Genomic DNA, 23,351 nt, shown 5'->3' with positions numbered 1-23,351 from the left:
GACGTACCCCGCCGGGACGCGCGTCGTCGCGATCTTCCCCGACGGCCCGCACCGCTACCTGGAGAGCGTCTACAACGACGCCTGGTGCCACGAGCACGGACTCCTCGGTGCGCAGCCGCCGGCGGAACCGGACGAGATCGCCGCGCCCGACGAGTGCGAGGTGACGGCATGGACGCGGTGCAGCCCATGGCACATCGCGGCGTGGCTGCAACCCCTACGGGTGAAGAGGGCGCGGGCGGTCTGGCGACAGCCTCACGGAGTTCGGCGGCCGGGTTCAGCCGGTGGCCGAGCATCCGGGCACGGACGACGGCAGCGGTGCGAGGGTTCAGGCCCGGGCCGCGTCGACGTCACCGGAGTTGACCAGCGTCTCCCTCAACGCCCGGGCCTGCAGGCTGTTCGTCAGCCGGTCGGACTGCGGCGGCGTCCAGGAGGGCGAGGGCGGACCGTCGTACGGCCGTGTCCTTCCCGGCGCCGACGGAGTGGGTGACCATCTGCGCGGCCAGCAGCAGCGCATCCTCGCTGTCCGAGAGGCAGGCGACGAGGTCGGCGTCCGGCAGGGCCGGGGTGTGCGCGGCGCTCGCCCGCGTCAGAGCCGGCCACAGGTCCTCGTCGAGGCCGGCGTCCGCGAAGCCGCCCGCGCCGGCAGGGCGCCGGACGGCAGTGGCCGCGAGCGCGGCGCGCCACAGCCCGGCCGCGGTCGGGCTGTGCGCCAGCGTCGGGTGGGACGGGACCGTCGGCGCGCGGGTGAGGGAGTCGCTCGCGGCCAGCAGCCGGCCGTCCGCCTCCGCTCCCCCGCCGCCGGTGGCCAATTCGGCCCACAGGGCGGCCGGGTCACCTAGAACGGCGGGGTCGGCCAGGAGCGCGGCCGCCGTACGGAAGGCGGCGCCGCGCTCTGTTGCGGGATCGGCGCCGCGCAGCGCGGCGAGGAACTTCCCTGGCTGCGGTGGGGGTCGTTCGACCGCGAGGTGCTCGCGGCCCTGGACCGCGCCAACCAGCCCCACACCGGCAGCCAGGAGGCGAGCGGCTCGACGGTCCCGTCGACCCGCTCCGTGCCGGCGGGAAGGACCTCGGCCAGCAGGGCGGCCGGCAGCGGAGTGCCCAGCGCGGTGCGGACGACCGCTTCCAGTTGCGCAGCGCGCCCGGGCGGGCACGCGTCGAACACCAAGGCGGCGAGACGGGCCGCCTCCGGGGCGGGCTCGGCGGCCACCAGCCCAGGGACGAACGCGACGGCCTGCTCCCACCACTCCTGTCCTGCCCGGCCGGCCGCCATCGTGCGGCGGGGATCCGGCGGGCGGCCGGGCGGCGAGGTGAGCGGCGAACAGACGGCCGTGGAGCCGGACGTCGACGGCAGCCACCCGGGAGAAGCCGTGGGTACGCGCCGGGAGTGGCACAGCGGCGTCAGCGTCCGCCGCAGCGAGATCGAGCACGATACGCGCCAGCCTCGGGCTGCCGTACGCGGACGCGTCCTGGGCGTGCACCTCATCGAGGTCGGCGCCGAAGACGAGCGGGCGGGAGGCCTCGGGAAACAGCTCGGCTTCGCGGGCGAGCAGGCCGGCCAGCACGGCCCGGATCACGGTGATGTTCGGGTGCGCGCCGGCGTCACGGCCGTCCGGGCAGGCGGTACGGACGAGCTCGCGCAGCAGCACGGCGACCTCGACTCCTACCGCACCCGCCAACGTCGCCAACCGCTGAGCACGGACAACACCACCGGACGCCGGTGACTCACAGGGCCAACCAGCAATACAACAGCATCCTGGAGGCCAGAGCACGGTGAGCCAAGCCGGCCAATTCCTCCAGAATCTCGACCGTGACCTCGACGCTGATCCCCTCCTCTCGGAGTTCGTCGGTCATCGACCACAGTTCGGCAGAGCGGACGAGATCGTCCCGCGATGCTGCGGCCAGAGCACCGGCCAAGCTGTCAGACACGCTGACGACCAAGGACTCTCCCTCCGGCGAGGACAGCTGTTCCCCCGACCGCGGGAGTTCACGGGCCTCCTCATAGCTGCAGCCGGTCATGGCGACTTCCAGCCGGGCCATCGCGACGACCGGGTCGATGTTCTCCAGCAAGACCACGTCGAGACCGGCCTTCTCCGGCCCTCCTCGAGTCTGGAGGACCGCGATGGCGGCCCGGTCATCAGCGGCAGAAAAGTAGTCAGACAGCGGCATACCACCGATTCTGGCACCCACGGCTGACGAACCATGCCCCGCCCAAGGCACTCGACGACCAACTCAGATCTGACGTGGTGGACCAGGACGGGCGGCCGGGAGGGTGGGGCACCGTGGACGATCTCCGCGGGATCGAGCACCGGCTGAACAACCGACCCCGTAAAACCCCTGAGCTGGCAGACCCCTGCCCAGGCATTCACCGCCGCTCTGGCACCACGAGCCCGCAACGTTGCGGCGATTATGCGAATCCGCCGTCTCTGTCAAATGGCGCGACGGCGTCCGTGAGGATGTCGAGCGGCGCGTCCGGCACTCGGCGGACGGTACCTGGCGGACCGCCTCGCCGGCCCTCCTGGCCGAGGCCCGGCGGCTCCTGGACCACCTCCAGCGGCACGACGGCCGGATCGCCGTCGACGCCCCACTCCTGGGCTTCCGGCCCGTCTCCATGGCCACCGTGCCCCACTGCTGGACGGGGGAGGCGGCCCGGCTGATCGCCACCTGGCGCCCGCCGGCGCCGGGTCAGAACGAGCCGGGAGGGATGACCTCAGCGTCCTCGCCATGAGGGGGCTCGAACCGGGCGTAGAAGTCGTCCAGTGCCGACTCCGTGACGGTCAGCGCGTTGGCGTCCTCGCGCTCGTTGCGCCCGGCCAGGCGCCGCAGCAGCTCTGCGCGCTCGACCGGGAAGTACAGCAGGCGCGGCACACCGACCGCCTCGGTGACCAGCTGCTTCCACTCCACGCGGTCCGAGCGCAGCCACAGCCCGTGATCCAGCACGACGTCCAGCCCGGCCGCCAGCAGGGCGCCCAGTTCCTCGCGGACCTGGGCGACCACCTGGGTGGCGGCTGTCGGTGTAGCGGAGCACGAACGCGGTGTTGTCGAGCAGGAGCAACACTCTGCCGTGGGGCACCGTGCGCTGGGCCGCACGGATCGAGTCCTCGGTCCACGCGCAGCGTGCGAGGCCCTCGGCGAACCGTAGTTCGGCCTCGTACGCCCGAACGTGACGGATCCAAGGCTCCTGTCCAGCTGGGTCCGAGCCCAGCTAAGGGGTACAGGGCGGGCCCGCAGGGGGCGCGCCCTCGCTCGAGAGGGGCCCGCTGTGGCTCTCCCCGCCGTCCGCACCTACCTCGTCATCAACGCCAGCGCGATCACCCGCGGCCTCGTCGTCAATGGCTGCCGCAAGCGTGTCGTCCTCCACGGCTACCTCGTCGACGACACCCGCGGCCGCCGCGTGTACGCTGCGGAGCTGCTCGACGTGTACCTGTAGCGGGCCGTCTGCATCGCCCCGCCCCTCCGGATGGCCCGCGCGCTCACGCTGCGCGCGGGTGCCGGTCACGGGAAGTCCGTGGCCGCCGCGGTCGCCAAGGGACACAGCCAACGTGAGGCAGCGGCCGGAGTGACCGTCAGCTCGCTGAACCGGTGGCTGCTCGCCGGGCGCCAGCTGAAGGCCTCGGGCACCGATCCGGCTGCGCGCCCCTCATATCCGTGGCTGTGGCTGCTGCTGGCCAGGACCGACGACCAGGCCGCGCGCACCGCGAGGAGGGGGGACCGACGAAACGCGGGGCATCGAACCGACGAAACGCACTATCGTCCGACGTGGCAGAGGGAGTTAAGAATGTGGATCGTCAGTGAACGTGTACGGACCTCGGACCCCCGCGAGGACGAGCGCGTAATACACCAGGCCGTCGGCCCGGTCGCGAACGATTTCCAGCGGCTTTCCTGCAGCGATGGCCCTGAGGACGGCATCCACGTCCCAGGACAGAAGCGGCAAGTGCCCGGTGACCACATCCTCGAAGAGGGACAGCGTTGGTGCACCGGATGTTTCCCCCAGAGGGCGCAAGGGATCTGATCTCCACCAGCCCGGGAAGCGTCTCTGCCCTGTCGCTCATCGTGCCTGGTCACGGACTTACGTCGGTGCCTCGGAGGAGAGCGGGCCGTTCCGGCAGGGCGGCAGACGGAGCGCCCTGACAGCCGAGAGCGTCGACACTGCAGCCACCGGGGCCGTGCTCAGCGTTCCTCGGGTCCCGCGCCGCTGGCCGAGCCGGGTCCTAAGGCCCGGCCGGCGGGCGTGAGCTGAGGCCGTGGCGCTACCGACGGCGGTTGCGCCACCAGGCGAGCCGGTGGGCGGACTCTTGCGAGGACATCGGCGTGGGCCCGGATCCGCTTGACCTTCCAGGAGTCCGCGGCCGTCCAGACGCCGAGCGCGTCGCCGTCACGCACCACCCAGACGGGGGTGGCGACCGGGGTGCCGTTCCTGCGGTAGCTGGTGACCAGCAGATACTTGCCCGTCCCGAGCCGGTCCAGTGAGGCGTCGTCCATGCCCGCAGCCCAGGTTGTTCGCGTAGAAGCTGATGAGTCGCTCGACGGCGGCGTCGACGTATGCGGGTTCGTCGTACATCTCGTAGTGGCCGGCGCCGTCGATCACCATGAGGTCGACGGGGTTGGGGGCCAGCTTCCACAGCTGCATGCCCATGTCGTAGGAGCCGGTGTTGCCGATGCGTCCGGCGAGGATGACCTGCAGTGGCTGGGTCATGAGCTGATCGGCCAGATGGAACGCGTCGTAGCCCAGCAGGAGGGAGTCGCTGCGCAGGAGGCGCCGGTTCGTGGAGTGTTCGTTGCCGCCGCGCTCGGTGCGGTAGTAGGTGACGGCCTGAGTGGTGTCGATGTCGGTCAGGCCCGCTGCCGCGGCGTCCTCGAGGGTGTCGGGCAGCCAGTTCACGCGGGTCGTCTCGCCGGAGCGGGCCTCTTCGGTACGTGCGTCCGCGAGGGCGTCGAGTGCTGCGGCCGGACCGTCGGGGGAGAAGCTGCGGAACGCGGCGCCGATGTTGACGGGGACGACCGTGCCGACCGCCTTGATGCGGTGGTCCGTGCGGGCGGTGTGCACGGCGTAGCCGCCACCGGCGCAGATGCCGAGGACGCCGATGCGCTGCGGGTCGATGCCGGGGGTCGTGGTGAGCGCGTCGATGGCGTAGGAGATGTCCTCACCGCGGCGGTAGGGGTCTTCGAGGTCGCGGGGCTCGCCCTCGCTCTGGCCCTGATGGGCGGGGTCGAGGACGAGCGCCGCGATGCCGCGGGCGGCGAGACGGGAGGCGTAGTTGGCGCCGATCTGCTCCTTCACGCTGCTGCCCGGGGTGGCGAGCACCACGGCGCGCAGCGGTGCGCTGCTGTCGGCGTTGTCGGGCAGGTGGAGGTCCGCGGCGAGGTTGATGGGACCGCGCGGGATCGTGAGGTGCTGGATCATGACTGGCTTCCTTCGCGAGATTGTTGTTCCATAGGAGTCCAGTACAAGGAGTCATCTTATACGATATAAAACTAGTACGAAATTGTATCACATGAAACGGAGGATCGCATGTCGGTCGACGGGGCGCAGCTGTGGACGCTGAACCAGCGGCTGCTGGGCGTCGTGATGGATGCCTGCACACGGGAGCTGGCCGAGCTCGGGTTGGAGACGAAGGAGTTCTTCGTCCTGGCCGAGGTGGAGGCATCGCCGTACCCGGCCGAGATCGCGACCGCGCTGCTGCTGCCCAAGGCGAGCGTGACGGTCTACGTCCGAAACCTCGTCGCCAAGGGCTTCATCCGCCGCGAGATCGACGAGGCGGACCTGCGGCGTCACCGGCTCGTACTGACCGCCGAGGGCACGAAAGCGCGCGATCGAGCACTTGCAGCCCTCGCGGCGGAGTACGACCGCAGGCTGGCGAGGGTTATCCCCCAGGACCGCGTTGAGCTGCAACGCATCCTCAAAGCGATGCTCGACTTGCCCGCGTGAGCCGGTATGCGCGAGTGATCGTGGCAAGGAGAGGACGCTGTCCTTGGAACCGGTCAGTCCCGGACCTGTCCGGGGTGATCCACAGAACTGGAGAGTAAGATCATGAATCGCAGTGTGAGCTGGTGGCCGCGGTGTCCGACCGTGCCGAGGTGACGTGCAAGGACGCCGACGCCGTGCTGGCCGCGTTCGCCGATGTCGTCGGCGACATCGTCTCCAAGGGCGACGAGAAGGTCACCGTCCCCGGCTTCCTGACCTTCGAGCGCACCCACCGTGCCGCTCGCACCGCCCGCAATCCCCAGACCGGCGAGCCGATCGAGATCCCGGCCGGCTACGGCGTGAAGGTCTCCGCGGGCTCCAAGCTCAAGGAAGCCGCCAAGGACAAGTAAGCACCGGTGCCGGCCCCGGGTCACGGCCGGACGATCCGGACACCCTGGCCGTCCCCAGGACAGGACGGACCCCGGCCGCCGCCCTCGGGCAGCGACCCACCGGTGGTCAATGACCGCGCATCCGCCGGTCGTACTGCGGCGCCGGCGTCGGCAGCCGCAGACAGTAAGGGCACCGCCTTGGAGGCCCGGCCTGTCGGCATCCTCCTGCGGCGCCGGTCGGGCACAATCCGGACGGGAGCCCGTCCGGGTCCCGTCGCACGCTGCCCGGACGGGCCACCCGCTTCATCCCTGCCGCAGGCGCGGCAGGCCTCCTCGCCCGCCGGCGAGGTCCTCGCGTCGACCCCGCCGAGTACAACGCGCTCGCCGAGCGCCTCGCCGCTGCCCCGACCAGCCCATCACCGTCACCCTCGCCCACTGATCAGCCCTCCGGCCCGTCACCACGGCTGAAGCGGGTGACGGGCCAGCCAGAAGGAGACCCTACGCGGCGGCGGTTGGCGGTACGCCCCGGACACCGCCGGTCGGCAGGGGTGCGGTGACCGGACCGGGGTTCCCGGCCGCCGACACCGCGTGCGGTCAGCGGCGGCGGTGGCCTCCGTCGCGGTGCTCGCCCTCGAACCGGCCGTCGTCACCCCCACGGTGCTCACCACGGCGGCCGTCACCACCAATCCGGTCATCTCCACCCCCACGGTGCTCACCGTCGAACCGGTGGTCGCCTCGACCGCGGTGCTCACCACCGGTCCAGCGATCACCGCCACCGTTGTGGTCGCCGTCGCCGAACCGGTGGCCGCCACCACGGTGGTAGCCCCAGGAGACCTCGTCGATGAAGCGGCCGTGGTCGTTGCGCAGGGTCGCCGTGTCGGAGTCGTTGTCCCACACGTAGGTGCGGCGGTCCTGGTAGACGTCGGTGGAACGGTCACGGCCGATGCCGGTGTGAACGCGGACCGTGGAACGGCTGTCCAGGCGAAAACGGTCGAAGGTGTAGGTGTGGCCGGCCTCGTCGGACAGCGTCCAGCCGTCCAGGTTCACCGCCCGTCCGGAGGTGTTCGTGACGTCCACCCATTCCTTGTTCAGGGACCAGTTGGTGCGGTCGTCGCGGCCCGGCGAGTCGTACTGCACGTCACTGATCACCACCGCCCCATCATGCGGGCGGGCAGCGGGCTGGCCGGCGGCCGCGGCGGGCAGCGCGAGCCCACCCACACAGGCAGCAGCCATGGCAGCAGCGGTAGTCACACGGCGGACGGTCACAGAAACAGACACGGGATCCCCCTTCACGGGGCCGGACACCCTCAGGCGCACGGCGTACAAGCCGCAGGTCAGGCAGGGTGTGTGGTGCGGTTCGGCGGCCGGTCGGCCACACACGCACACCCTGCCCGCCCACCGACACGATCCGAGTGAAACGCGAAGCACGTGACGAATCACGGATCTTCCTGTGACTCTCAGGTGGAAACAGCATGTATGCGATGAACATGACGATTTGATAGCCCGCCATCACCCGGTGCCCCGGAATCGACGGCTCCGGCGCCGCGAGCGGGCCGCACACACCGCCTCCGGCCAGCGGGCCGCGGCCGGGAAGTGTGTAACAGCCGCCGTAACCCGAACAGGTGGAGCAACCACGACAGCAAGAGCCCCAGCGCGACCGTCACATGGCCCGCGCCGCCCCAGGACGGAAGGGCAGTGTCCGTAAGCCGACGGTGTGCAGCGAGGTGTCCGGGCAGGCCGGCACCCCGTCGGTGGTTGAACACGAGTCCGGGCCCACAACTACGGGGGAAAGCTGCGGGCCCGGACTCCCTCACGATCGCACACTCTCCCTGCGGACCGCACGAGGTTCGTCGCGCCGGGCAGAGGCCGTCAGCTGAGACCGAGCGTGGTGAGGGCGGTGGTCCAGTCGGTGACGATCGCCTGCTGAGCCTGGGCGAGGGTGACCTTGCCCGCGCAGACCGCGGTGTGCAGCTTGGTCTCCACCGGGTCCTTCAGGTTGTTCACGCCCTGACTCGTCTTGTGGCCCGGGTCCTCGGGTTCGACCCACAGGTTGCGCGGGTCGTTGGGGTCGCCGCCGAGCTGCAGGCTGATCAGGTGACATCCGGGGTTGCTGATGAGTGCCGCTGCTGTCGCTGACGAGCGGCAAAGTACCGGCTTTGGGCCCGCCGGGTGGCCACTATCCGGGGTTGTTCGCTCATGACGGTGACGCTGCTGACGATCGGCTCTGCCCGATTGCGGACAGGCTCCTACGGTTACGGGCATGGCAGTTCGGCAGCGGGTCACGGTCGGTGACGAGGTCACTTATGTCGTTCTCGACCGGCAGTGGCGGGTCGTGGAGCCGGCCGAGGAGTACCTGGAGCACCTGCGGCAGGAGCAGTACTCGCCGCACACCGTCCGCTCCTATGCGCACGGCCTGGCGTTGTGGTGGTCGTTGCTTGAGGACCGGCGCCTGGACTGGCAACGTGTCAGTGTGGAGGATCTCGCCGGGTTCGCGCGGCGGCTGCGCAACCGCGGTACCGATCCGGCAGTGCTCACGCTCAGGCCGGTCGCCCCGGTGCCAGCCAGCACGGTCGACGCGGCGCTGACCGCGGTGATGAGCTTCTACCGCTATCAGGCGGTGGTCGCCGACGTGCCGGCCGCACGCACGTTCTACGTGCACGTCAAAGGCGGCACGATGGAATCGCGCGGCCGGTATGCCTCCTTCCTGGGGCACGTCGGCGGCGGGCAGGACCGGCGGGTGATCGGCCGGCGCCGCGACCCGCGTCTTCCGCCGCCGTTCCTGACGCCACGGCAGATGGCCGTGATCAAGGACGATGCCGCCGTGTTCGACCAGGACCACGGCGGCTGGATGGGGGACTTGCGGCTGCGACTGTTGTGGACACTGCTGGAGGAGACCGGCTTGCGGCTGGCCGAGGGTCTGCTGCTGCGACACCACGACTGGCAGCCCGGCACCGGCACCACCGCGCATGTGGAGGTCCAGCCCCGGGAGGACACCCGGCGGCGGCTACGGGTGAAGCACCAGCAGTACCGGCGTGTCTACATCAGCGACGAACTCGACGACCTGTACGGCGAGTATCTGTTCCTGCTGATCGAGTCGGGCGTCGACTTCGGCGATAACGACCCGGTGTTCGTGAACCTGTTCCGCGGTCAGCTCGGCCGGCCGCTGCGGCCGGAGACCGTCTACGACTGGATCGACGCCTTCAAGCGCCGGCACCCCCTGCTGCCGGCCGCCTGGACACCGCACTGGTTCCGCCACTCGCACGCGACAGCACTGCTGCTGGCAGGAGTGCCCGAGCACGTGGTGCAGCGGCGGCTCGGGCACCGTGACATCCACACCCTGATGACGACGTACGCGCACGTCACCGAAGACGCGGCGATGCGGGCCGCGGCCGACTGGAAGAGCCTGGCCTCCCGCTGGGGAGCGATGGCATGAACGACGCTGCACGGCATCGTCCCCGCCGCACCGCCCAGTCCGACCCGCGCCTTGGACACCGCCGCCTGTTCGACGCCGACATCAACGCTCAGTTGGCCGCCGGTCTCCCGCAGGATGCCCGGCAGGCGCACTTCACCCGGGCGACGATGCCGGACAGCTGGCTGGAGGCGGTGCTGGAGAACCAGCCGTCCTACCGAGCACGCGAGAAGAGCGTCGCGATCGACCTGCGGGGCCTGCCTGCGAGCATGCGCACCGAGTTTGCCTGGTCCATCGAGCGGCAGGTCCAGCTCGGCATGCGCATCCAGGCGCAGAACACCACGAAGCTGACCCGCCAAATCGCCCTGGTGCTCACCGACCCCGAGCACGCACGACTGTCGAGCCTGACGGACCTGCCGCACGAGGACTGGCTGCGCGCCATCCGAAAGTCCCGCATCCGGATCGGCGAGCCACTTGCCGCCAACCAGATGGCGATCGTCGGGCGCATCCTGGCGCGCGCGGTGGACTTGTTGGTTCACGTCTACCACCGCGGTCCGTGGTGGGAGCTGAACGTGTGGAACCCGCTGCTGGACACCCGGATCTCGCTGCGCGAACACGAGCCCAGGCGCAACAACCTGATCTACTTCAGCCACCTGATCACCCCGTGGCTGCGCGAGGCAGCCAAGTGGTGGCTGTCGCGCCAGCTGGAGCGCGGCGTCTACACCTGGAGCACAGCCTTCACCCGGCAGGTGAATCTCTGCTGGTTCCAGCGTTACCTCGACGTGGTGGGCTGCGACGGCCCGCACCTGGTCGACGACCCGCGCCGGCTCGGCCAGTGGGTCCAGGGATTTCGGCAGTGGCTGAACCAGCAGCGGTGCACGGCCGGGGCGAACAAGGGCGAACAGCTCGGGCAGATTCATCGCCGCGCCGCCATGACGGGGCTTGAGCAGCTATACCGGTTCGTGTTCGAGGAACGTGACGAGGCCGCCGAAGTACTGGCTGAGGACCGCTGGCGGCGGCTGGGGCCGCAGCACGCTGTGCTCTTCCGCTACGGCGACAAGCCCACCGGGCCGAAGGCGCCGCCGCCCGATGCCGTCCTCAGCGATGCGGTGATCAGCCGGATCGCCGAGCACAGCGGTCTGCTCGCCCAGCCCCAGGCCGAGGGTGGATTCGCCGACGAGCAGCTGGTCCGCATCGTCGGTCTGCTCATCAAGACCGGCCGACGGATCAGCGAAATCACCCTGCTGGACTACGACCCGGTCCTCGCCGTCCCCTTCCCCGACCCGGACGGCTCCGTAGCACGGCTGCGCTACCAGCAGACGAAGATCATCACCGAGGACAGCAGCATCCCCATCGACCAGGAGACCCTCGACCTGATCCGCCAGCAGCAGGAATACGCCTGCACCTTCATGACCGGGCAGAACCGGCCCGGCGTCGACCCCAAGTACCTGTTCCTGGCCGAGCGCAACAACCGTAACGGCGACCGTCCCTACCCGTCGACGACGGCCCGCCCGCGCCTGACGAAGTTCGCTGCTGCGATCGACCTGCGCGACGGCCAGGACCACTTGATCAAGATCTCCAAGACCCACACTTTCCGGCACACCAGGGCCACCAGCCTGCTCAACGCAGGCGTCCCACTGCATGTGGCGATGCGCTACATGGGCCACAAGACCCCGGTGATGTTCCTGCACTACGCCCGGACCTTGTCCACCACCGCAGAACGGGAATTCCTGCGCTACAAGAAGATCACCGCCGACGGCCGGCCGTACGACCGCGACCCGCGGGAGATGTTCGAAGCCCTCGCCCTGGACCAGCGCACCGACCGGATCCTGCCCAACGGCTACTGCGCCCTGCCGCCACGCCAGGTCTGCGACAAGGGCAACGCCTGCCTGTCCTGCACCAAGTTCGTCACCGACGCCACCTTCGCCGACACGCTGCAACAGCAACGCGAGGAGACCGCGAAGCTCATCGACCGTAGGCAACATGCGCACGTACAGCGCTTCGGTCAGCCGATGACCGACGACAACGTCTGGCTCCGCGGCCGCACCGAGGAAGTCGCGGCGCTCGACGGCGTCCTGCTAGCCATCGACCGCGTCCGCCACCACGACGGCACCACCACGGCCGTTCGCGGCGCCGGCGCCCCCCAGCGGCGGCTCTCCGGTGACACCGCTGCCGAGCACGCCGCGGAGAACACTTGAATCGCAGCATCGAAGCCTTGGCCACAGCCACCCGCCGACGCCGGGAACAAGCCGAGTCCGCCGTTGAGAAGGCGCTGAAGGCAGCCCGCAAGACACGCACCCCGGTGAGCGTGGCCTCCATCGCCAGGGCGGCCGGAGTATCCACCGACTTCATCTACCGACATCCCGTCCTACGCCCGCAGGTCGAGGCTCTTCGCCGGGCACGACGCGATGCCATCCCGGGCGACGCAGCTCACGCCCCCGACGCTGAGGCTGCCGCCAGTGCGCTGGTCCGCCGCCTCACTCAACAGCTGGCCGCCGACCGCCGCAAACACCGTGAAGAAGTTGCCCAACTGCAGGCCGCTCTCGCTGCAGCACACGGCGAACTGCTCGCCCTGCGACGGCACTTGCAGGAGTGAGACGGCCGCCCTGCGGGGCCATCTCAACCGTCAGTAGCCTCCCAGGAATGACGACGCTACAAGATCTCGCTACTCGCCTGGACCAAGTCGAGGCCGAACTCGCACTGCACCGGCTGGCCCACGACTACTGCGTGGGTGCCGACCACCGCGACCCAGTCCGCTGGGAGGCAATTTGGACAGCGGACGCCGCGTGGGAAACCAGCCCGGACCAGATATTCACGGGGATCGAAGCCATCCGCGCGGCGGTCGAGCAGCAGTGGCAGGCATTCCCGATCATGCAGCATGCCACTGCCAACCACACGGTGGAAATCGACGGCGCTGCCGCGACCGGACGATCGGACGTCGTGGTCCTGGTCCAACTCCGCGACCACCGCTGGATTGCCGGTGGAGGTACCTACGAGGACGAATACCGGCGCGAGGAAGGGAGCTGGCGCATAGCGCGGCGCCGGGTAGTACGTCCCTTCGACCTTGCGCCGTTGGCACCGAGCGATGGACCCGTCTATGTCGACGAACCAGCCCGGGCCAATGCTCGCCATGCTGATGAGCCGCACCAGTAGAAGGCGATCGTCAGCGGCATACCGCTGACGAACGGGCCAGGACAATCAATCCTTCACAGCGTCGCGACCCCGGATAACAGGTGGTCGTACTCAGCTTCGCTCATCGCGCCGGTGTAGTCGTAGGAGGCGGCGTTGAGTTTCTTCTCCTTGCCGGTGACGTAGGTGGAGGGGCGTACACCGGAGGTGTAGCCGCCCTTGCGGCATATCGTCGTCTTCAGGTTGGCCTGGGTAACGGCCGGGGAGATGGCGCCCGGGGTGCAGGCCGGGTCCTCCAGCGGCTCCTCGTGCTCGTACCGGTAGTGGCACGAGCCGGCGGCCGGCTGCTGCTGCACCGTGTACTTCTTCTGCGGGCCGGCCCCCACCGCGATCGCCCGGCCCGCCCCGGCTGCGCCGCTCGCGCTCGATGCCGCCGCCGAAGCGCTCGCGCTCCCGGACGGCGACAGACCGCCCAGCGAACCGGACTTGCAGCCCGCGAGCAGCAGGCAGGACAGCACCACGATCGGCATGGCGCGGCGGGTGGACGGCATGACGGCCCCTCACGGTACGGCGACGGCTGAGCAGATGCTGCCCTACCCGGCCCGCGCCGTACCGCGCGGGGTAAGGCGCGCAGACGCACACCCGGCGTACACCCGTCTACGGGTTCAGCAGCACACCGCGGCCGGACCCCTCGGCCGGCACCGGCATCTGCGAGAACGCGATGACCGGGCCGGGCAGGACCTCGATGCCGGCTGCCGGGACATCCAGCGCGTGCGGCCTGGATGTCCCGGCAGTGGGCAGGGTCAGCCGATGCCGGTGACCTGCAGGGCCGTGGTCCAGTTGGTCTTGATGGCGCTGCGGGCCGCGGACAGGGTGATGGTGCCGGCGCAGACGGCGTTCTTCAGCTTGGTCTCCACGCCGTCCTTGGTGGTGGCGGTCTTCGTGCCGGAGTACGGCTCGGGCCACAGGTTGCTGGTGCTGCGGGGCGAGCCGCCGAGTTCGAGGGGGACCAGGTGGTCCTCCTCGTAGTCGGCCATGTTGGTGTCGGAGTAGCCGTAGTCGATGATGCCCTGGGCCTTCAGCGGGTTGGTGTAGGACGTCGGCGGGCGGACGGTGGCCGTCCAGCCGGACACGCAGATCGTGCTGTGGATGTTCGACTGCGTGACATCCGAGTTGTAGGCGCCGGGCGTGCACGAGGAATCGGGCAGCGGCAGGTAGGCGTGCGAGCAGGTCGAGGCCTGGGCGGTGCCGGCCGAGGCGGCGATGATGCCGGCGGCCGCCAGGGCCAGGGCGCAGGTGGTGGCGGTGAAGCGACGCATCAGGGAAATCTCCCGCGGGATCGGCCCGGTAAGTGGGGTGCCGGGCGGCTGACGGCATGACACCACCACCTGGGTCTATGCGAGTAGAGCCGCGGGGTGAACAAGAAGCGGGAAGACCGTCGCCTCATACAGCATGGTCCCCCGCAGAACCGCCTCCGCTGACGCCTCCGCCTTGCCGTCGCCCACGATCTGCTGCAAGAACTCCTGCGTCTGCAGACGACACAGCAAGACCGTGATTCTCACGCCCAGAACCATCACCGCCATGCTCACAAGCATTCCGGCGCCCGCGCCCAGCTGGAACCCGGCATAACCCCCGGCCGATCCTGCGCACGTGATCAGCAACGTCAACGCCGCGAACAGACGGGCACGGAGCGGGACTCTCATGTCCACGAGTATGCCCACCCGGCCCATGCCGCGACGGCGGATCCAGACGCTGCAGCCCGCCGTCCGCGGCCGCGGCCACGGCCTGGAGCAAGACGACGGCCGTCGCCGAACGTCACCGACCCGGCCGCGATCGGCGAACGCGAGCGCCTCAGGGCCCAAACGACTCGTCCTGCAGCGGCCCACACCACCCACTTGAACGGCGCGCCTCGGTAGTGTCACTGAACACCGCCCTGGCCAGGCGGAGAGCTGACGGCGGGTTGAAATCCGCGGCGCGGTCGGACACTGGCCTGCGAAGCTGTTCTCTCGGATTCGTCGGATCAGCTCGGTACAAGACCAGGACGCGCTCCATGCCCATGAACACGCCCGTCACCTCCGCAGCAATCCGCCGCGTGGACTGGAAGCTCCTCGACCGCGCCCTGGCCCCGTACTCGACCGACTCTCTGCTCGTGCTGTTCCAGGCCGCCCTTACCTCACCGGACTTTCAACGTCTCGAGGACCACCTGCTGCTGATGCTCACCCGCGTGATGCGCACCCCCTTGCGCGTCGGAGCGCCTGCTGGCGCCGACGACCTGCCCGGCTTGGTCGACGCCATCGCGCGTGCCGCCCCCGGACGCGGGGTCCTCACCGGCCGCGATCCCAGCGACCTGCGTGCGGGAGTGGGCGCCACCGTTGCGGGTGAGCGGCTGCTGGTCCACCCCGGGCAGCTCGCTCACCCCCTGCTGGTGCTGCGCGGCCTGGAGCTCACCGCCCTGGCCGTCGATCAACCCCTGTGCGAGGCCGTCGGCTTCGGGATCGGTGACGTCCTCGACCTGGCTCTGCGGATCGCCGACCGCGCGCTGAAGGCGCTCACCCCTGCGTGGCCCGAACCCTATGTCGCCCCGGACGGCGCGCAAGAGGGCCAGGTCGCCTGCCGCCTGACCCCCGCCGAGGTCGACGCCGCCGCCGAGATCGCGACGGCCGACCCGGTAGCCCTCGTCGATGCCTGCCGGTGCCCCGAGCATGCCGAACGTGCCCTGACGTGGCTCACCAGCCGGGTCAAGGATCTCCCGCTGCGCTACCGCCCCGACACGCCGCTGCTCGGCCCCGTCCTGGCCGTCACTGCGCACGGCCGGCGCCTGCCCGTTCCCGCCGGTGCGGCGACGGACGCCATCGCCCCGGCCGCCGCCCGGTTGCTCGCCCTCCTGCCGCCGGATGAACTCGCCGCGGCCGAGAAGCGGTTGCAGGAGGTGACCGTCGCCCGGCTCGCCCAGCTCCTCGGCCTGGACCACATCCCCACCATCACCGGGCCGGTGTGCCGGATGACCTCACCCACCCACCGCTACGACATCGCCGTTGTCAGCTCCGTGGCGGACGGCGCCCTGAGCGGCCGCGTCGAGGAAGGGCGGGCCGCTCTCGCCGACACGCCGCCGGGCCGCGGCCGCCTCGTCGTCTACGGCGGCCCCCGCGTCCTGACACGCGAGCTGGTCCGCGACACCGCCTTCCTCCACGTCGAGGAACTCGCCGAGATCCTCCACCAGACCGGTGGTGACCCGGCCCTGCTGGCTCTGTTCGTCCTGGAACTCACCGAACACCCCGGCGTGCACGGCGTGGCCTACCTCGATGCCCTCGACGCGTGGTCGCTCTGGCACCGCGACGCCACTTTGCTGCTGCCCGGCCCCGACAGCGACGACATCGCATGCGTCCCCGTCACGCCGTACGACGAGGTCTGGGAGCACGCCGCCGTGCACGCGGCCACCGATCGCGTGCTGAGCGCTGCCGGCCTTCCGGGCGTACGGGACTTCACGCGCGTCACGCCGCTTCCACCCGAGCCCGGGGCTCGCGGGGCGAGAGCCTGTCTGGAGTACCACAGCTCCGAGGGGACCCTGCTGGTCCGTACGTCGACTGTCCCGCCGATGGTGATTGTCGCTGTCCCCTCCCAGCAGCGCGGCGGGCCGCTGGACGTACGGGGCATGGACGACCTGGCCGACGCCCTGCACACCGCACTCAGCACCATCGAGCCGGTCGCCGCGCACGCGACACTCGCCGACGGCACACCCCTCATCGTTGACGTGACCGTCTCCGACGAACCGCACCACCTGCCCGCCGGAGCACTGGTGCCGGCCGATGTCGCCGACGCTGAGGACGGGCTTCTCGTGCGCGCCGGCGCCGAGCCCGAGACCGCGCGGATCGGACTCGTCGTCGACCCGCCGCTCCTTGCCGCTTTCGCCGTCGATGGCCAGCGGGGACACCGCATCCTGGGCCGGCTCGTGCACGATCTCATCACCCAAGTCCGAACCGGCCGCGCCGCCGGGCCCGGCATCGACATCGACACCTTCACCGAGGCGTGGGACAGCGCCCATCCGCTGCTGCTCGTGGCCGGCATCACCACCTTCTGGCCGTCAACCCACCCCGCCTTCACGCTGCCGCGCACTCCGCACCTGCATGCACGCGCCCTGCGTGCCGCGGCCGCTGCTGTACGCCGGGCCGGCGTGCCGGCTGGCACGTGGCACGGAACCGATGCATGCCGCCCCGGCGGGCCCGCCGAGCAGCTCCTGCACGCCCTGGAAGCCGAACTCGCCGACCAGATCAGCGCCCACCAGCCAGCCCTGTTCGGCGAACTCGCCCGGCATCTGAACGCCGCGTGGTCCCACCGCACCCGCTCGCAGACCACCATCGCGGTCAACCTCGCGTCGCCCTGGGCGGACAACTGGGCGGAGGAGTCCCGTCGCCAGCAACAGGACGCGATGACCGCCACCACTGCGCTGCACCTGCTCCTGCAGCAGGCGCTCGTCACACCCCCCGCCGGTGACCGACCCGTTGACGTCCTTGCCGTCGCCGAGCTCGTCGCGCTCGCCGAAGTCGTCTTCACCACCGGCAACACCGCGGTCTCAGCCGCGCGCCGCCTGCACGACCTTGTCCTGACCATCGACCCCACCGGTCTGTTCACCCTCGGCGCCGACCCCGACACCCCCGCACCGGACCAGAGCGCGGCGACTGCGGACCATCTCGGCTTCGACGCCGGCGCCTACCAACGCGCCCGTCACCAGCAGATGATCGAGGCCGCCGCCGACACAGAACTCGCAGCCTTCGACGCGGCCAGCGTGCTTGCCCGTCCGCACGTGCGCACGCCCGTCGCCTTCACGGCAGCAGCCCTTCCTGCCCGCAGCGAGCTCGCCAAGGCCGACCAGCTCCTCGTCAAGGACTGGGGATGCGGTCTGGACGCGATCGTCGCGGTCCTTGCCACCGCGTCCGACTGGCCCACCAGCGAGAGCGGCACCACGACCGCGACAGCCGAGGAACTCGTCGCGGAGAGCGCCGCATGGTCCGGGCTTCCCTCCGGACAGCTCCACGCCGCCGTCGACCGTCTCCGTCTCCACCCCGGCAACGCCGACAGCCCCGGTGAGCACTCCTACACCGAGGTTGAACGCCGCATCCGGCCCCTGACCCACCCCCTGATCGCCCACAGCGATCAACTGCTCCTCCTTCCCTGGCTGGCCCATGTCTCCCGGGAGACGTACGCCGCCAACCTCGACGACGGCCGCCTCCCGCACCCCGAACTCCCCGCCGCCGTCGGCCAAGCCCTCTTCCGCCACCGCCAGCAACTCGACCAGCGCCTGGAGAACGACGTCAAAGACGCGGCCCGCCGTGCGGGCCTGCCCCACCGCTTCCGCCTCCTGGAGAAGACCGCCGCCACGCTCGGCATCCTCGGCCTGACCGGGGAGATCGACCTTCTCGTTGCCGACCCCGACACCCACCGTCTGTGGGTGATCGAGGTCAAGAACCCCACCCGGGCCGTCGCCGTCCACGCCCTGCAACAGCACATGAAGAAGTTCACCGCCCGCTACCGGGACAAGCTGCTCGCAAAAGCCGCCACCATCGCCCAGTACGCGGGCCAGGCAGCGACGGCCTGCGGTGTCAACGGCGAACACCCCTGGCGGATCCTGCCGCTGATGGTCACCCGCACCGTCGAACCATCCGCTTTCCTCGCCGACCCCCGCATCCCCTACACCACGGCAGACCGCCTCACGGCCGTCCTGACCCACGCCGACGCCCCCCGGCCCGGCTGGACGCCGGACCGATCAAACGAGACCCCGAGGAACCCTGCCTCACAGGCCTGAGCATCGCCGCGTTCATGCCACCCGACAGCATCCCCATCCCCGAGCTGGAGCGGTGGCATACCGTTCCGGGGAGCCCGGGCGCGCCCGGTAGGGGCGGACTCGACGGGTCGGGTGGCACGTCATCCGGTCCAGCCCACCTCGTACACCTCGATACCGTCCCGGTACGCGGCGTACGCCACCCACCCGCGCCGCCCCTGCTGCACCGCACCGTCCCAGCCGCCAGGCGCCGGCCACGATCCCCGCCGGGTCAGGGCGGCCGCGATCACCTCCATGACGTCGCGATGCCCGTCGTCGGGCAGCTCTTTGAGCGCATCCTCGACCTGAACGGTCAGGTCCACCCTGAACGCCATCGCACACCCCCGTACTCGTTGGGACGGCACCGTACGACACGGCAGCCCTTTGTGTGTGAGCCTGTGGATAACCCTGTGATCCCAGGCAGCAGGTGGCAGGAAAATCCGTCAGGCCTTCGGCTGCGGCAGCTCCCCGGGCCGGACTTCGACGAGTTCCACGTCCGTGCATCGGGCGTCCTTCAGCCGCTGCTTCTGTCTCTCCCCGCTCACCTTGTCGTAGGCAACGGCCGAGGCATGGTGCACTCCACCGGGGTCGGTCCAGGTGAGCGCGTGGTTGATCATATTGATGGCCATAGGCCCATCATCGCCGCCAGCACTGACAGCGAGTATTTCCAGCCGGGATCTATGCCCATGGCCGGTTTGTGGTGCATGGTGTGCGGACGGCGCCTCACCTCCCCCCAGGTGGAGGCCCTCGGGCCCTGCCGCCCCTTGTGCGGCGGGGCCCGTCGCGCCTCCCGGCTCTCCACGGGAGGCCTCGCGGCTGCCCGTGCAGAGCTCCCTCCAGGGCCAAGTGATCGCGCACGGGCCTATCGCGGAGGTGCCTGGCAGCCGCCAGTGCCGGTCCGCGAGGTGGGCGCTCCGGCCCAGCAGCCCGGTCCTGGTCCGCTCCGCTGCGGTGGCCTAGGGGAAGCGGAGGTGGAGAGGGCAGGTGCCGATCTTGTATCCGGCGGCCGCGTCTGCCTGCGTGTCCAGCTCCCGCGGCCGCGCCGTATCCGGGCCGCGTCCGCTGTGTCATTCGCCCGGCGCACACGGAATACTGGGGGCCATGGTCCAGCAGTCGTCTTCTGATGTCACTCCCTCTGTCGCCGAGGTGCTGCACGAGCGGTATGCGGCGCGCCTTCCCGATGCCCTGGAGGACCTCGGCGGGCCGGAGCACGGTCCGGTCGAGCTGCCGCTGCACGTCGTCTGGTCGGGGCTGCGTACCTATGATCTCGACCGGCCCCGTCAGTGCATGGGGCTCTACCGGACGGTGCTCGCAGAGGGGCAGCGCGATGACATCACCGGCTTCCTGAACCGCGGCCTCCTCCTGGCGCAGTGGCCTCTGATGAGGACCATGATCAGCAGGCATGTCCGCGAGGCGTGGGAGGCCGCGTTCCCCGAGCTTGCGCACCGGGCGTCCGCCGCCGCGTGAACATCAGCGATCTGCACCGCCGGCTCCTCGCTGACGTCCTCGCGATCGGCACCCCGTACCCGCTGGTGATCACCGGCGGGTACGCCGCCCAGGCACACGGCCTGGTCGACCGGCTCAGCCAGGACATCGACGTCGCCACCGAGAACCCGGCCCCCATGTCCGCCATCGCCGACGACCTGGTACGCGGGCTGGCCGAACGAGGCTGGCACGTCGGCATTATCAGCGTGGACCCGCTGGCCGCCCGCCTGCTGGCGACCAGCGCCGACGGGGAGCAGTGCGAGGTCGACGTCCTCAAGGAAAACCTGTGGGCCCGGCCCGTGCTCACCCCGTATGGCCCCGTCCTGGGCCTCGACGACGTGATCGGCACCAAGGTCCGGGCGCTGGCGGACCGCGCGGCGCCCCGCGACTTCGTCGACGTCCGGGCGGCGGCCCGTGATCGCACGGTCGCGGATCTGGAGATGCTGGGCAGGCGGCACGGCCGCGGGCAGTTCCGCCTGGACGACCTCCACGACCGTCTCGGGACCGCGCAGTGGATCGACGACGCGGAGTTCGAGGCCTACGGCCTGTCCGAGCAGGAGATCTCGGAACTGAGGCGGTGGGCCCAGGAATGGGTCAGCGACCTCGAACAGCGGCTGCACTCGGGCACGGACGACGAACTCGACGACTGACGTTTGATCCAGGCGTCGACGGCCGGTCAGTGGCCGCCGCGCGGCCGCCGACTGCTTCAGTGAGTGACGCTGAAGCTTCTATAGATCGTCAAGCTGTAGGAGCCAGGCCGGGTGTGCCGCTGATTGCGCTGGTGAGGTGGTGGTAGACCTCGCGCGCGACGAAGCGCTTGAGGCACCTGAAGATGTCCTTCGTCTTGAGTCCTTCGAGGGTGCGTCGTGCCACGTAGTCGCGAGTGCGCGGGTCATGCCGCATGCGGACCAGCACGATCGTGTGCAGCGCACGGTTCGCCTGGCGGTCTCCGCCACGGTTGAGGCGGTGACGGTCAGTGCGTCCAGAAGAGGCCGGGACGGGTGCAGCGGCGCACAGGTGGGCGAAGGAAGCCTCGGATGCGAGCCTGTCCGGGTTGTCGCCGGCGGTGACCAGCAACTGCCCGGCGGTCTCGGTTCCGACGCCCGTCAGCGCGAGAAGGTTGGGCGCGGCGCGGGTGATCAGCACGCGCAGGTCGGCATCCGCGTCGGCTATCTCCTCGCTCAAGTGCCGGTAGCGCCTGGCCAGGCGCTTGAGGGCCAGTCTGACAGCTGCGACCGGGGTGGTCAGATCGGTGCCTGGACGGCTTACGGCCAGTCGCCGGACCAGCTCGGTTGTGGTCAGTGAGCGCAGTGCTTCGCGGACCTCAGCGGGCGCGGTGATGATCAGTGATTTCATCTGGTTGACGGTCTGGGTCCGGGCTTTGACGGCGCTGGCGCGTACGACACGTAGCCCGCGGATTGCCTCGACCGCGCCGTCGCGGTGCTTCGGCGTGCCGGTGGCGCGGCCGGCGAGTACCGCGGTGGCCGCGGCGTAGGCGTCGATGGAGTCCGATTTCCCTGCCGCTCGGCGAGCTCGACGGTCGGGTCGGTCCACCTCGATGACGGCGATCTGGTTGGCTCGGAGGTAGCGGCCGAGTTCGGCGCCGAAGGAGCCGGTGCCCTCCATGCCCACGACCAGTACGCGGCCTTGGGACTGCAGCCATTCCAGCAGGTCTCGGTAGCCCGCAGGCGTAGTGGGGAAGGCCTCGGTGGCCAGGTGCCGACCGATGGTGTCGATGACGGCGGCCTGGTGGACGTCGGTGTGGGTGTCGATCCCGCCGATCACCTCGATGGGTTGTGACATGGCGGCTGGGTTCCTGTCACACACACCGCCGGAGCCTGCCGATGTCCGTCTTACGGACACCGCTCTCGCGCTTCCAACGGCCAAGGACCCCGTTGCTTTGGCAATGCTCCAGGAACTCGAAGAGGTCGCGGAGGAACATGCAGCCGGCCGACTCTCCGAAGGAGTCGTGCAGGTGCGTCCAGCGTGGCCGCCCGGTGGCGACGTCACGCTGCTGTTGATCACCAGCAACTGGTGGAGCCTCGCCGCTCGCCACCCTCAGGGACCTGTGGTGGTGATGATGGACGGAATCCTCGGCCTGTATGACGTGACCAACAATCCCCAGGCCACCGCGCCGGTGGCCAGGTTGTCCGACTGACCCGGATCAGCAGATTCCGAAGCACCCCGGACGTCACACGCCGAGATTCAGTCCCCGTCCTCGTCCGGCTGGAGCGGGCCGGGGAAGCCGTCGGTGCGGGTGTTCAGGAACCTGAGGCTCTCTCCAGTCCGCCTGCCGCGCCCGGCCTCACACCGCGCGGGCGAGGTTGACGGCACGTCGGACAAGTCTTCGAGCCCCGCGGTCGTCAGCATGGCGTCGGCGGCGGGAGCCGTGCCATCGTTGCCGTACGCCAGCGGGCCCCGGCCGCAGCCACGGCCAGGGCCCGCACCGCGTACGAGGCGGCTGCCCCGGCTCAGCTATCGGGAGCCGGGGCGACCGTCAGCACCTCGGGAACACGAAGCCCCGGATGATCCGGCCCGCCCAGTACGCGGCGGCCGATATCGGCACCAGCCACAACCGCACACGCCTCGCGGTCCTGCCGGCCCTCCTCGGCCCGGTGCGCTCGCCCGCAGACGTCTCCCTCCTCCCGGACGGCCACGTGCCGGACCCGGGCGCCCAGGGCCCCACCCCACGCCAGGGAGCAGGAATTGCCGTTCTGGCACGAGCGAGAACAACGCTATCCGGGGTGCACTGACCGGAGAACAGCGTTTGTGCGGCTGTTCGCCAAAAGTGCGTCGGCGCGGTAAATCTGCGTGCCTCCGCCGACGGACGATGCGACGTGCCCCGACGGACGGCGCCTGCCGTCGGGCACGATCTACTTGTCGCCTCCCGCGCCAGACTTCCGGGCGATCAGCACCGCCACCGCCCGGGCGTGGTTGGCCATGGCGCGCAGGTGGTCGGTGATGGTCTTCGCGGGGTGCTCGGCCGACGGGCCGCACGGGGCGATCGGATTGGACGCGAGAGCGACAAGCCAGAGGAGCCCGAGCAGGGCGGGAACGATCTGGGCGAGCTTCGCGAGATGCGTGAACACGGTGGATTCTTCCTCCCGTTGTCGTGATGTGAGTGCGCCGGGCGCCTCGGCACGGCTCAAGAATCACGACACGGAGAACAAGATCGCAAACCGCGTTTTGGCAGGTCGCGGAGCCTTCTAAGGGGGTGGGGGT

At 70.2% G+C, this 23,351-nt stretch carries 24 protein-coding genes and 3 pseudogenes; 12 read left to right on the top strand and 15 right to left on the bottom strand.

The features are described 5' to 3' along the window. Window positions 1-347: 347 nt before the first annotated feature. Together IEZ11_RS48690 and IEZ11_RS48685 are read right to left on the bottom strand one after the other, a co-directional pair. On the bottom strand, window positions 348-809 hold the full coding sequence (locus IEZ11_RS48690; RefSeq protein WP_189269551.1) for a hypothetical protein: 462 nt from the start codon (window positions 807-809) through the stop codon (window positions 348-350). Window positions 810-835: 26 nt separating this feature from the next. Next, window positions 836-1,270 carry a hypothetical protein gene (locus IEZ11_RS48685; protein ID WP_189269550.1) on the bottom strand — a complete coding sequence of 145 codons (435 nt, stop codon included), beginning with the start codon at window positions 1,268-1,270 and terminating at the stop codon, window positions 836-838. Between the two features lie 37 nt (window positions 1,271-1,307). Between IEZ11_RS48685 and IEZ11_RS48680 the strand changes: the two genes are divergently transcribed. Beyond that, a complete protein-coding gene (locus IEZ11_RS48680) occupies window positions 1,308-1,721 on the top strand; it encodes a hypothetical protein (RefSeq protein ID WP_189269549.1) in 414 nt (137 codons plus the stop codon). A gap of 1 nt (window position 1,722) precedes the next feature. On the opposite strand, the gene IEZ11_RS48675 is transcribed toward IEZ11_RS48680, so the two are convergent. Together IEZ11_RS48675 and IEZ11_RS48670 are read right to left on the bottom strand one after the other, a co-directional pair. Next, a complete protein-coding gene (locus tag IEZ11_RS48675; RefSeq protein WP_189269548.1) occupies window positions 1,723-2,166 on the bottom strand; it encodes a hypothetical protein in 444 nt (147 codons plus the stop codon). 516 nt (window positions 2,167-2,682) lie between these two features. Then, a complete protein-coding gene (locus IEZ11_RS48670) occupies window positions 2,683-3,087 on the bottom strand; it encodes a P-loop nucleotide/nucleoside kinase family protein (RefSeq protein ID WP_189269547.1) in 405 nt (134 codons plus the stop codon). Window positions 3,088-3,259: 172 nt separating this feature from the next. On the opposite strand from IEZ11_RS48670, the gene IEZ11_RS48665 reads away from it, so the two are divergent. Continuing rightward, window positions 3,260-3,427 (top strand): hypothetical protein, encoded by a 168-nt coding sequence (locus IEZ11_RS48665; RefSeq protein ID WP_189269546.1) that lies wholly within the window; start codon window positions 3,260-3,262, stop codon window positions 3,425-3,427. A 639-nt stretch (window positions 3,428-4,066) separates the two neighbouring features. Here the strand turns inward: IEZ11_RS48665 and IEZ11_RS52700 are convergent. Both IEZ11_RS52700 and IEZ11_RS48660 read right to left on the bottom strand, forming a co-directional pair. Continuing rightward, window positions 4,067-4,479, bottom strand: a pseudogene (locus IEZ11_RS52700) (PPOX class F420-dependent oxidoreductase). Further along, complete coding sequence (locus IEZ11_RS48660; RefSeq protein WP_229713951.1) at window positions 4,373-5,401, bottom strand: alpha/beta hydrolase; 1,029 nt, start codon at window positions 5,399-5,401, stop codon at window positions 4,373-4,375. Before IEZ11_RS48660 ends, IEZ11_RS52700 begins: the two are co-directional and overlap by 107 nt. A 108-nt stretch (window positions 5,402-5,509) precedes the next feature. Between IEZ11_RS48660 and IEZ11_RS48655 the strand changes: the two genes are divergently transcribed. Beyond that, complete coding sequence (locus IEZ11_RS48655) at window positions 5,510-5,926, top strand: MarR family winged helix-turn-helix transcriptional regulator (protein ID WP_189269545.1); 417 nt, start codon at window positions 5,510-5,512, stop codon at window positions 5,924-5,926. 119 nt (window positions 5,927-6,045) lie between these two features. Beyond that, window positions 6,046-6,312 carry an HU family DNA-binding protein gene (locus IEZ11_RS48650; protein WP_189269552.1) on the top strand — a complete coding sequence of 89 codons (267 nt, stop codon included), beginning with the start codon at window positions 6,046-6,048 and terminating at the stop codon, window positions 6,310-6,312. Between the two features lie 723 nt (window positions 6,313-7,035). Here IEZ11_RS48650 and IEZ11_RS48645 read toward each other — a convergent pair. Both IEZ11_RS48645 and IEZ11_RS48640 read right to left on the bottom strand, forming a co-directional pair. Continuing rightward, window positions 7,036-7,524: pseudogene (locus tag IEZ11_RS48645) on the bottom strand (lamin tail domain-containing protein); the annotation flags it as partial. A gap of 636 nt (window positions 7,525-8,160) precedes the next feature. Then, a pseudogene (locus IEZ11_RS48640) lies at window positions 8,161-8,388 on the bottom strand (hypothetical protein); the annotation flags it as partial. 163 nt (window positions 8,389-8,551) lie between these two features. Here IEZ11_RS48640 and IEZ11_RS48635 point away from each other — a divergent pair. Genes IEZ11_RS48635 through IEZ11_RS48620 form a run of 4 tightly spaced genes read left to right on the top strand, consistent with a single transcriptional unit; the run spans window position 8,552 to window position 12,853 of the window. After that, complete coding sequence (locus IEZ11_RS48635; protein ID WP_189269543.1) at window positions 8,552-9,724, top strand: site-specific integrase; 1,173 nt, start codon at window positions 8,552-8,554, stop codon at window positions 9,722-9,724. After that, the gene (locus tag IEZ11_RS48630; RefSeq protein WP_189269542.1) at window positions 9,721-11,898 is read left to right on the top strand and encodes a tyrosine-type recombinase/integrase; all 2,178 of its coding nucleotides are present in this window, start codon (window positions 9,721-9,723) and stop codon (window positions 11,896-11,898) included. The genes IEZ11_RS48635 and IEZ11_RS48630 overlap by 4 nt, the downstream gene beginning before the upstream one ends. Then, a complete protein-coding gene (locus IEZ11_RS48625; protein ID WP_189269541.1) occupies window positions 11,895-12,296 on the top strand; it encodes a DUF6262 family protein in 402 nt (133 codons plus the stop codon). The genes IEZ11_RS48630 and IEZ11_RS48625 overlap by 4 nt, the downstream gene beginning before the upstream one ends. Window positions 12,297-12,343: 47 nt before the next feature. After that, window positions 12,344-12,853 (top strand): nuclear transport factor 2 family protein, encoded by a 510-nt coding sequence (locus IEZ11_RS48620; protein ID WP_189269540.1) that lies wholly within the window; start codon window positions 12,344-12,346, stop codon window positions 12,851-12,853. Window positions 12,854-12,906: 53 nt separating this feature from the next. Here the strand turns inward: IEZ11_RS48620 and IEZ11_RS48615 are convergent, their stop codons facing one another. The 3 genes from IEZ11_RS48615 to IEZ11_RS48605 form a co-directional block, all read right to left on the bottom strand. After that, window positions 12,907-13,380, bottom strand: coding sequence for a hypothetical protein (locus tag IEZ11_RS48615; protein WP_229713950.1), 474 nt, complete (start codon window positions 13,378-13,380; stop codon window positions 12,907-12,909). 252 nt (window positions 13,381-13,632) lie between these two features. Beyond that, window positions 13,633-14,148, bottom strand: coding sequence for a hypothetical protein (locus tag IEZ11_RS48610; protein ID WP_189269539.1), 516 nt, complete (start codon window positions 14,146-14,148; stop codon window positions 13,633-13,635). Between the two features lie 75 nt (window positions 14,149-14,223). Further along, window positions 14,224-14,532 (bottom strand): hypothetical protein, encoded by a 309-nt coding sequence (locus IEZ11_RS48605; protein ID WP_189269538.1) that lies wholly within the window; start codon window positions 14,530-14,532, stop codon window positions 14,224-14,226. A gap of 347 nt (window positions 14,533-14,879) precedes the next feature. On the opposite strand from IEZ11_RS48605, the gene IEZ11_RS48600 reads away from it, so the two are divergent. After that, window positions 14,880-18,629: a hypothetical protein gene (locus tag IEZ11_RS48600; RefSeq protein ID WP_189269537.1), complete on the top strand. Its 3,750-nt coding sequence runs from the start codon at window positions 14,880-14,882 to the stop codon at window positions 18,627-18,629. Between the two features lie 119 nt (window positions 18,630-18,748). On the opposite strand, the gene IEZ11_RS48595 is transcribed toward IEZ11_RS48600, so the two are convergent. Both IEZ11_RS48595 and IEZ11_RS48590 read right to left on the bottom strand, forming a co-directional pair. Further along, window positions 18,749-18,979: a hypothetical protein gene (locus IEZ11_RS48595; protein WP_189269536.1), complete on the bottom strand. Its 231-nt coding sequence runs from the start codon at window positions 18,977-18,979 to the stop codon at window positions 18,749-18,751. A gap of 108 nt (window positions 18,980-19,087) precedes the next feature. Further along, a complete protein-coding gene (locus tag IEZ11_RS48590; protein WP_189269553.1) occupies window positions 19,088-19,273 on the bottom strand; it encodes a DUF8636 domain-containing protein in 186 nt (61 codons plus the stop codon). A 472-nt stretch (window positions 19,274-19,745) separates the two neighbouring features. On the opposite strand from IEZ11_RS48590, the gene IEZ11_RS48585 reads away from it, so the two are divergent. Continuing rightward, the gene (locus IEZ11_RS48585; protein WP_189269535.1) at window positions 19,746-20,111 is read left to right on the top strand and encodes a hypothetical protein; all 366 of its coding nucleotides are present in this window, start codon (window positions 19,746-19,748) and stop codon (window positions 20,109-20,111) included. Further along, a complete protein-coding gene (locus tag IEZ11_RS48580; protein WP_189269534.1) occupies window positions 20,108-20,779 on the top strand; it encodes a nucleotidyl transferase AbiEii/AbiGii toxin family protein in 672 nt (223 codons plus the stop codon). Before IEZ11_RS48585 ends, IEZ11_RS48580 begins: the two co-directional genes overlap by 4 nt. Window positions 20,780-20,867: 88 nt before the next feature. Here IEZ11_RS48580 and IEZ11_RS48575 read toward each other — a convergent pair whose 3' ends face one another. Beyond that, on the bottom strand, window positions 20,868-21,932 hold the full coding sequence (locus IEZ11_RS48575) for an IS110 family RNA-guided transposase (RefSeq protein WP_189269533.1): 1,065 nt from the start codon (window positions 21,930-21,932) through the stop codon (window positions 20,868-20,870). 103 nt (window positions 21,933-22,035) lie between these two features. Between IEZ11_RS48575 and IEZ11_RS48570 the strand changes: the two genes are divergently transcribed. Next, the gene (locus IEZ11_RS48570; RefSeq protein ID WP_189269532.1) at window positions 22,036-22,287 is read left to right on the top strand and encodes a hypothetical protein; all 252 of its coding nucleotides are present in this window, start codon (window positions 22,036-22,038) and stop codon (window positions 22,285-22,287) included. A 715-nt stretch (window positions 22,288-23,002) separates the two neighbouring features. Here the strand turns inward: IEZ11_RS48570 and IEZ11_RS48565 are convergent. Continuing rightward, a complete protein-coding gene (locus IEZ11_RS48565; protein WP_189269531.1) occupies window positions 23,003-23,218 on the bottom strand; it encodes a hypothetical protein in 216 nt (71 codons plus the stop codon). Between the last annotated feature and the right edge of the window lie 133 nt (window positions 23,219-23,351).

The sequence above is a fragment of the Streptomyces fuscichromogenes genome (assembly GCF_014645815.1).
Lineage (GTDB): Bacteria > Actinomycetota > Actinomycetes > Streptomycetales > Streptomycetaceae > Streptomyces > Streptomyces fuscichromogenes.
This window is presented reverse-complemented; position numbering and strand designations above follow the sequence as displayed.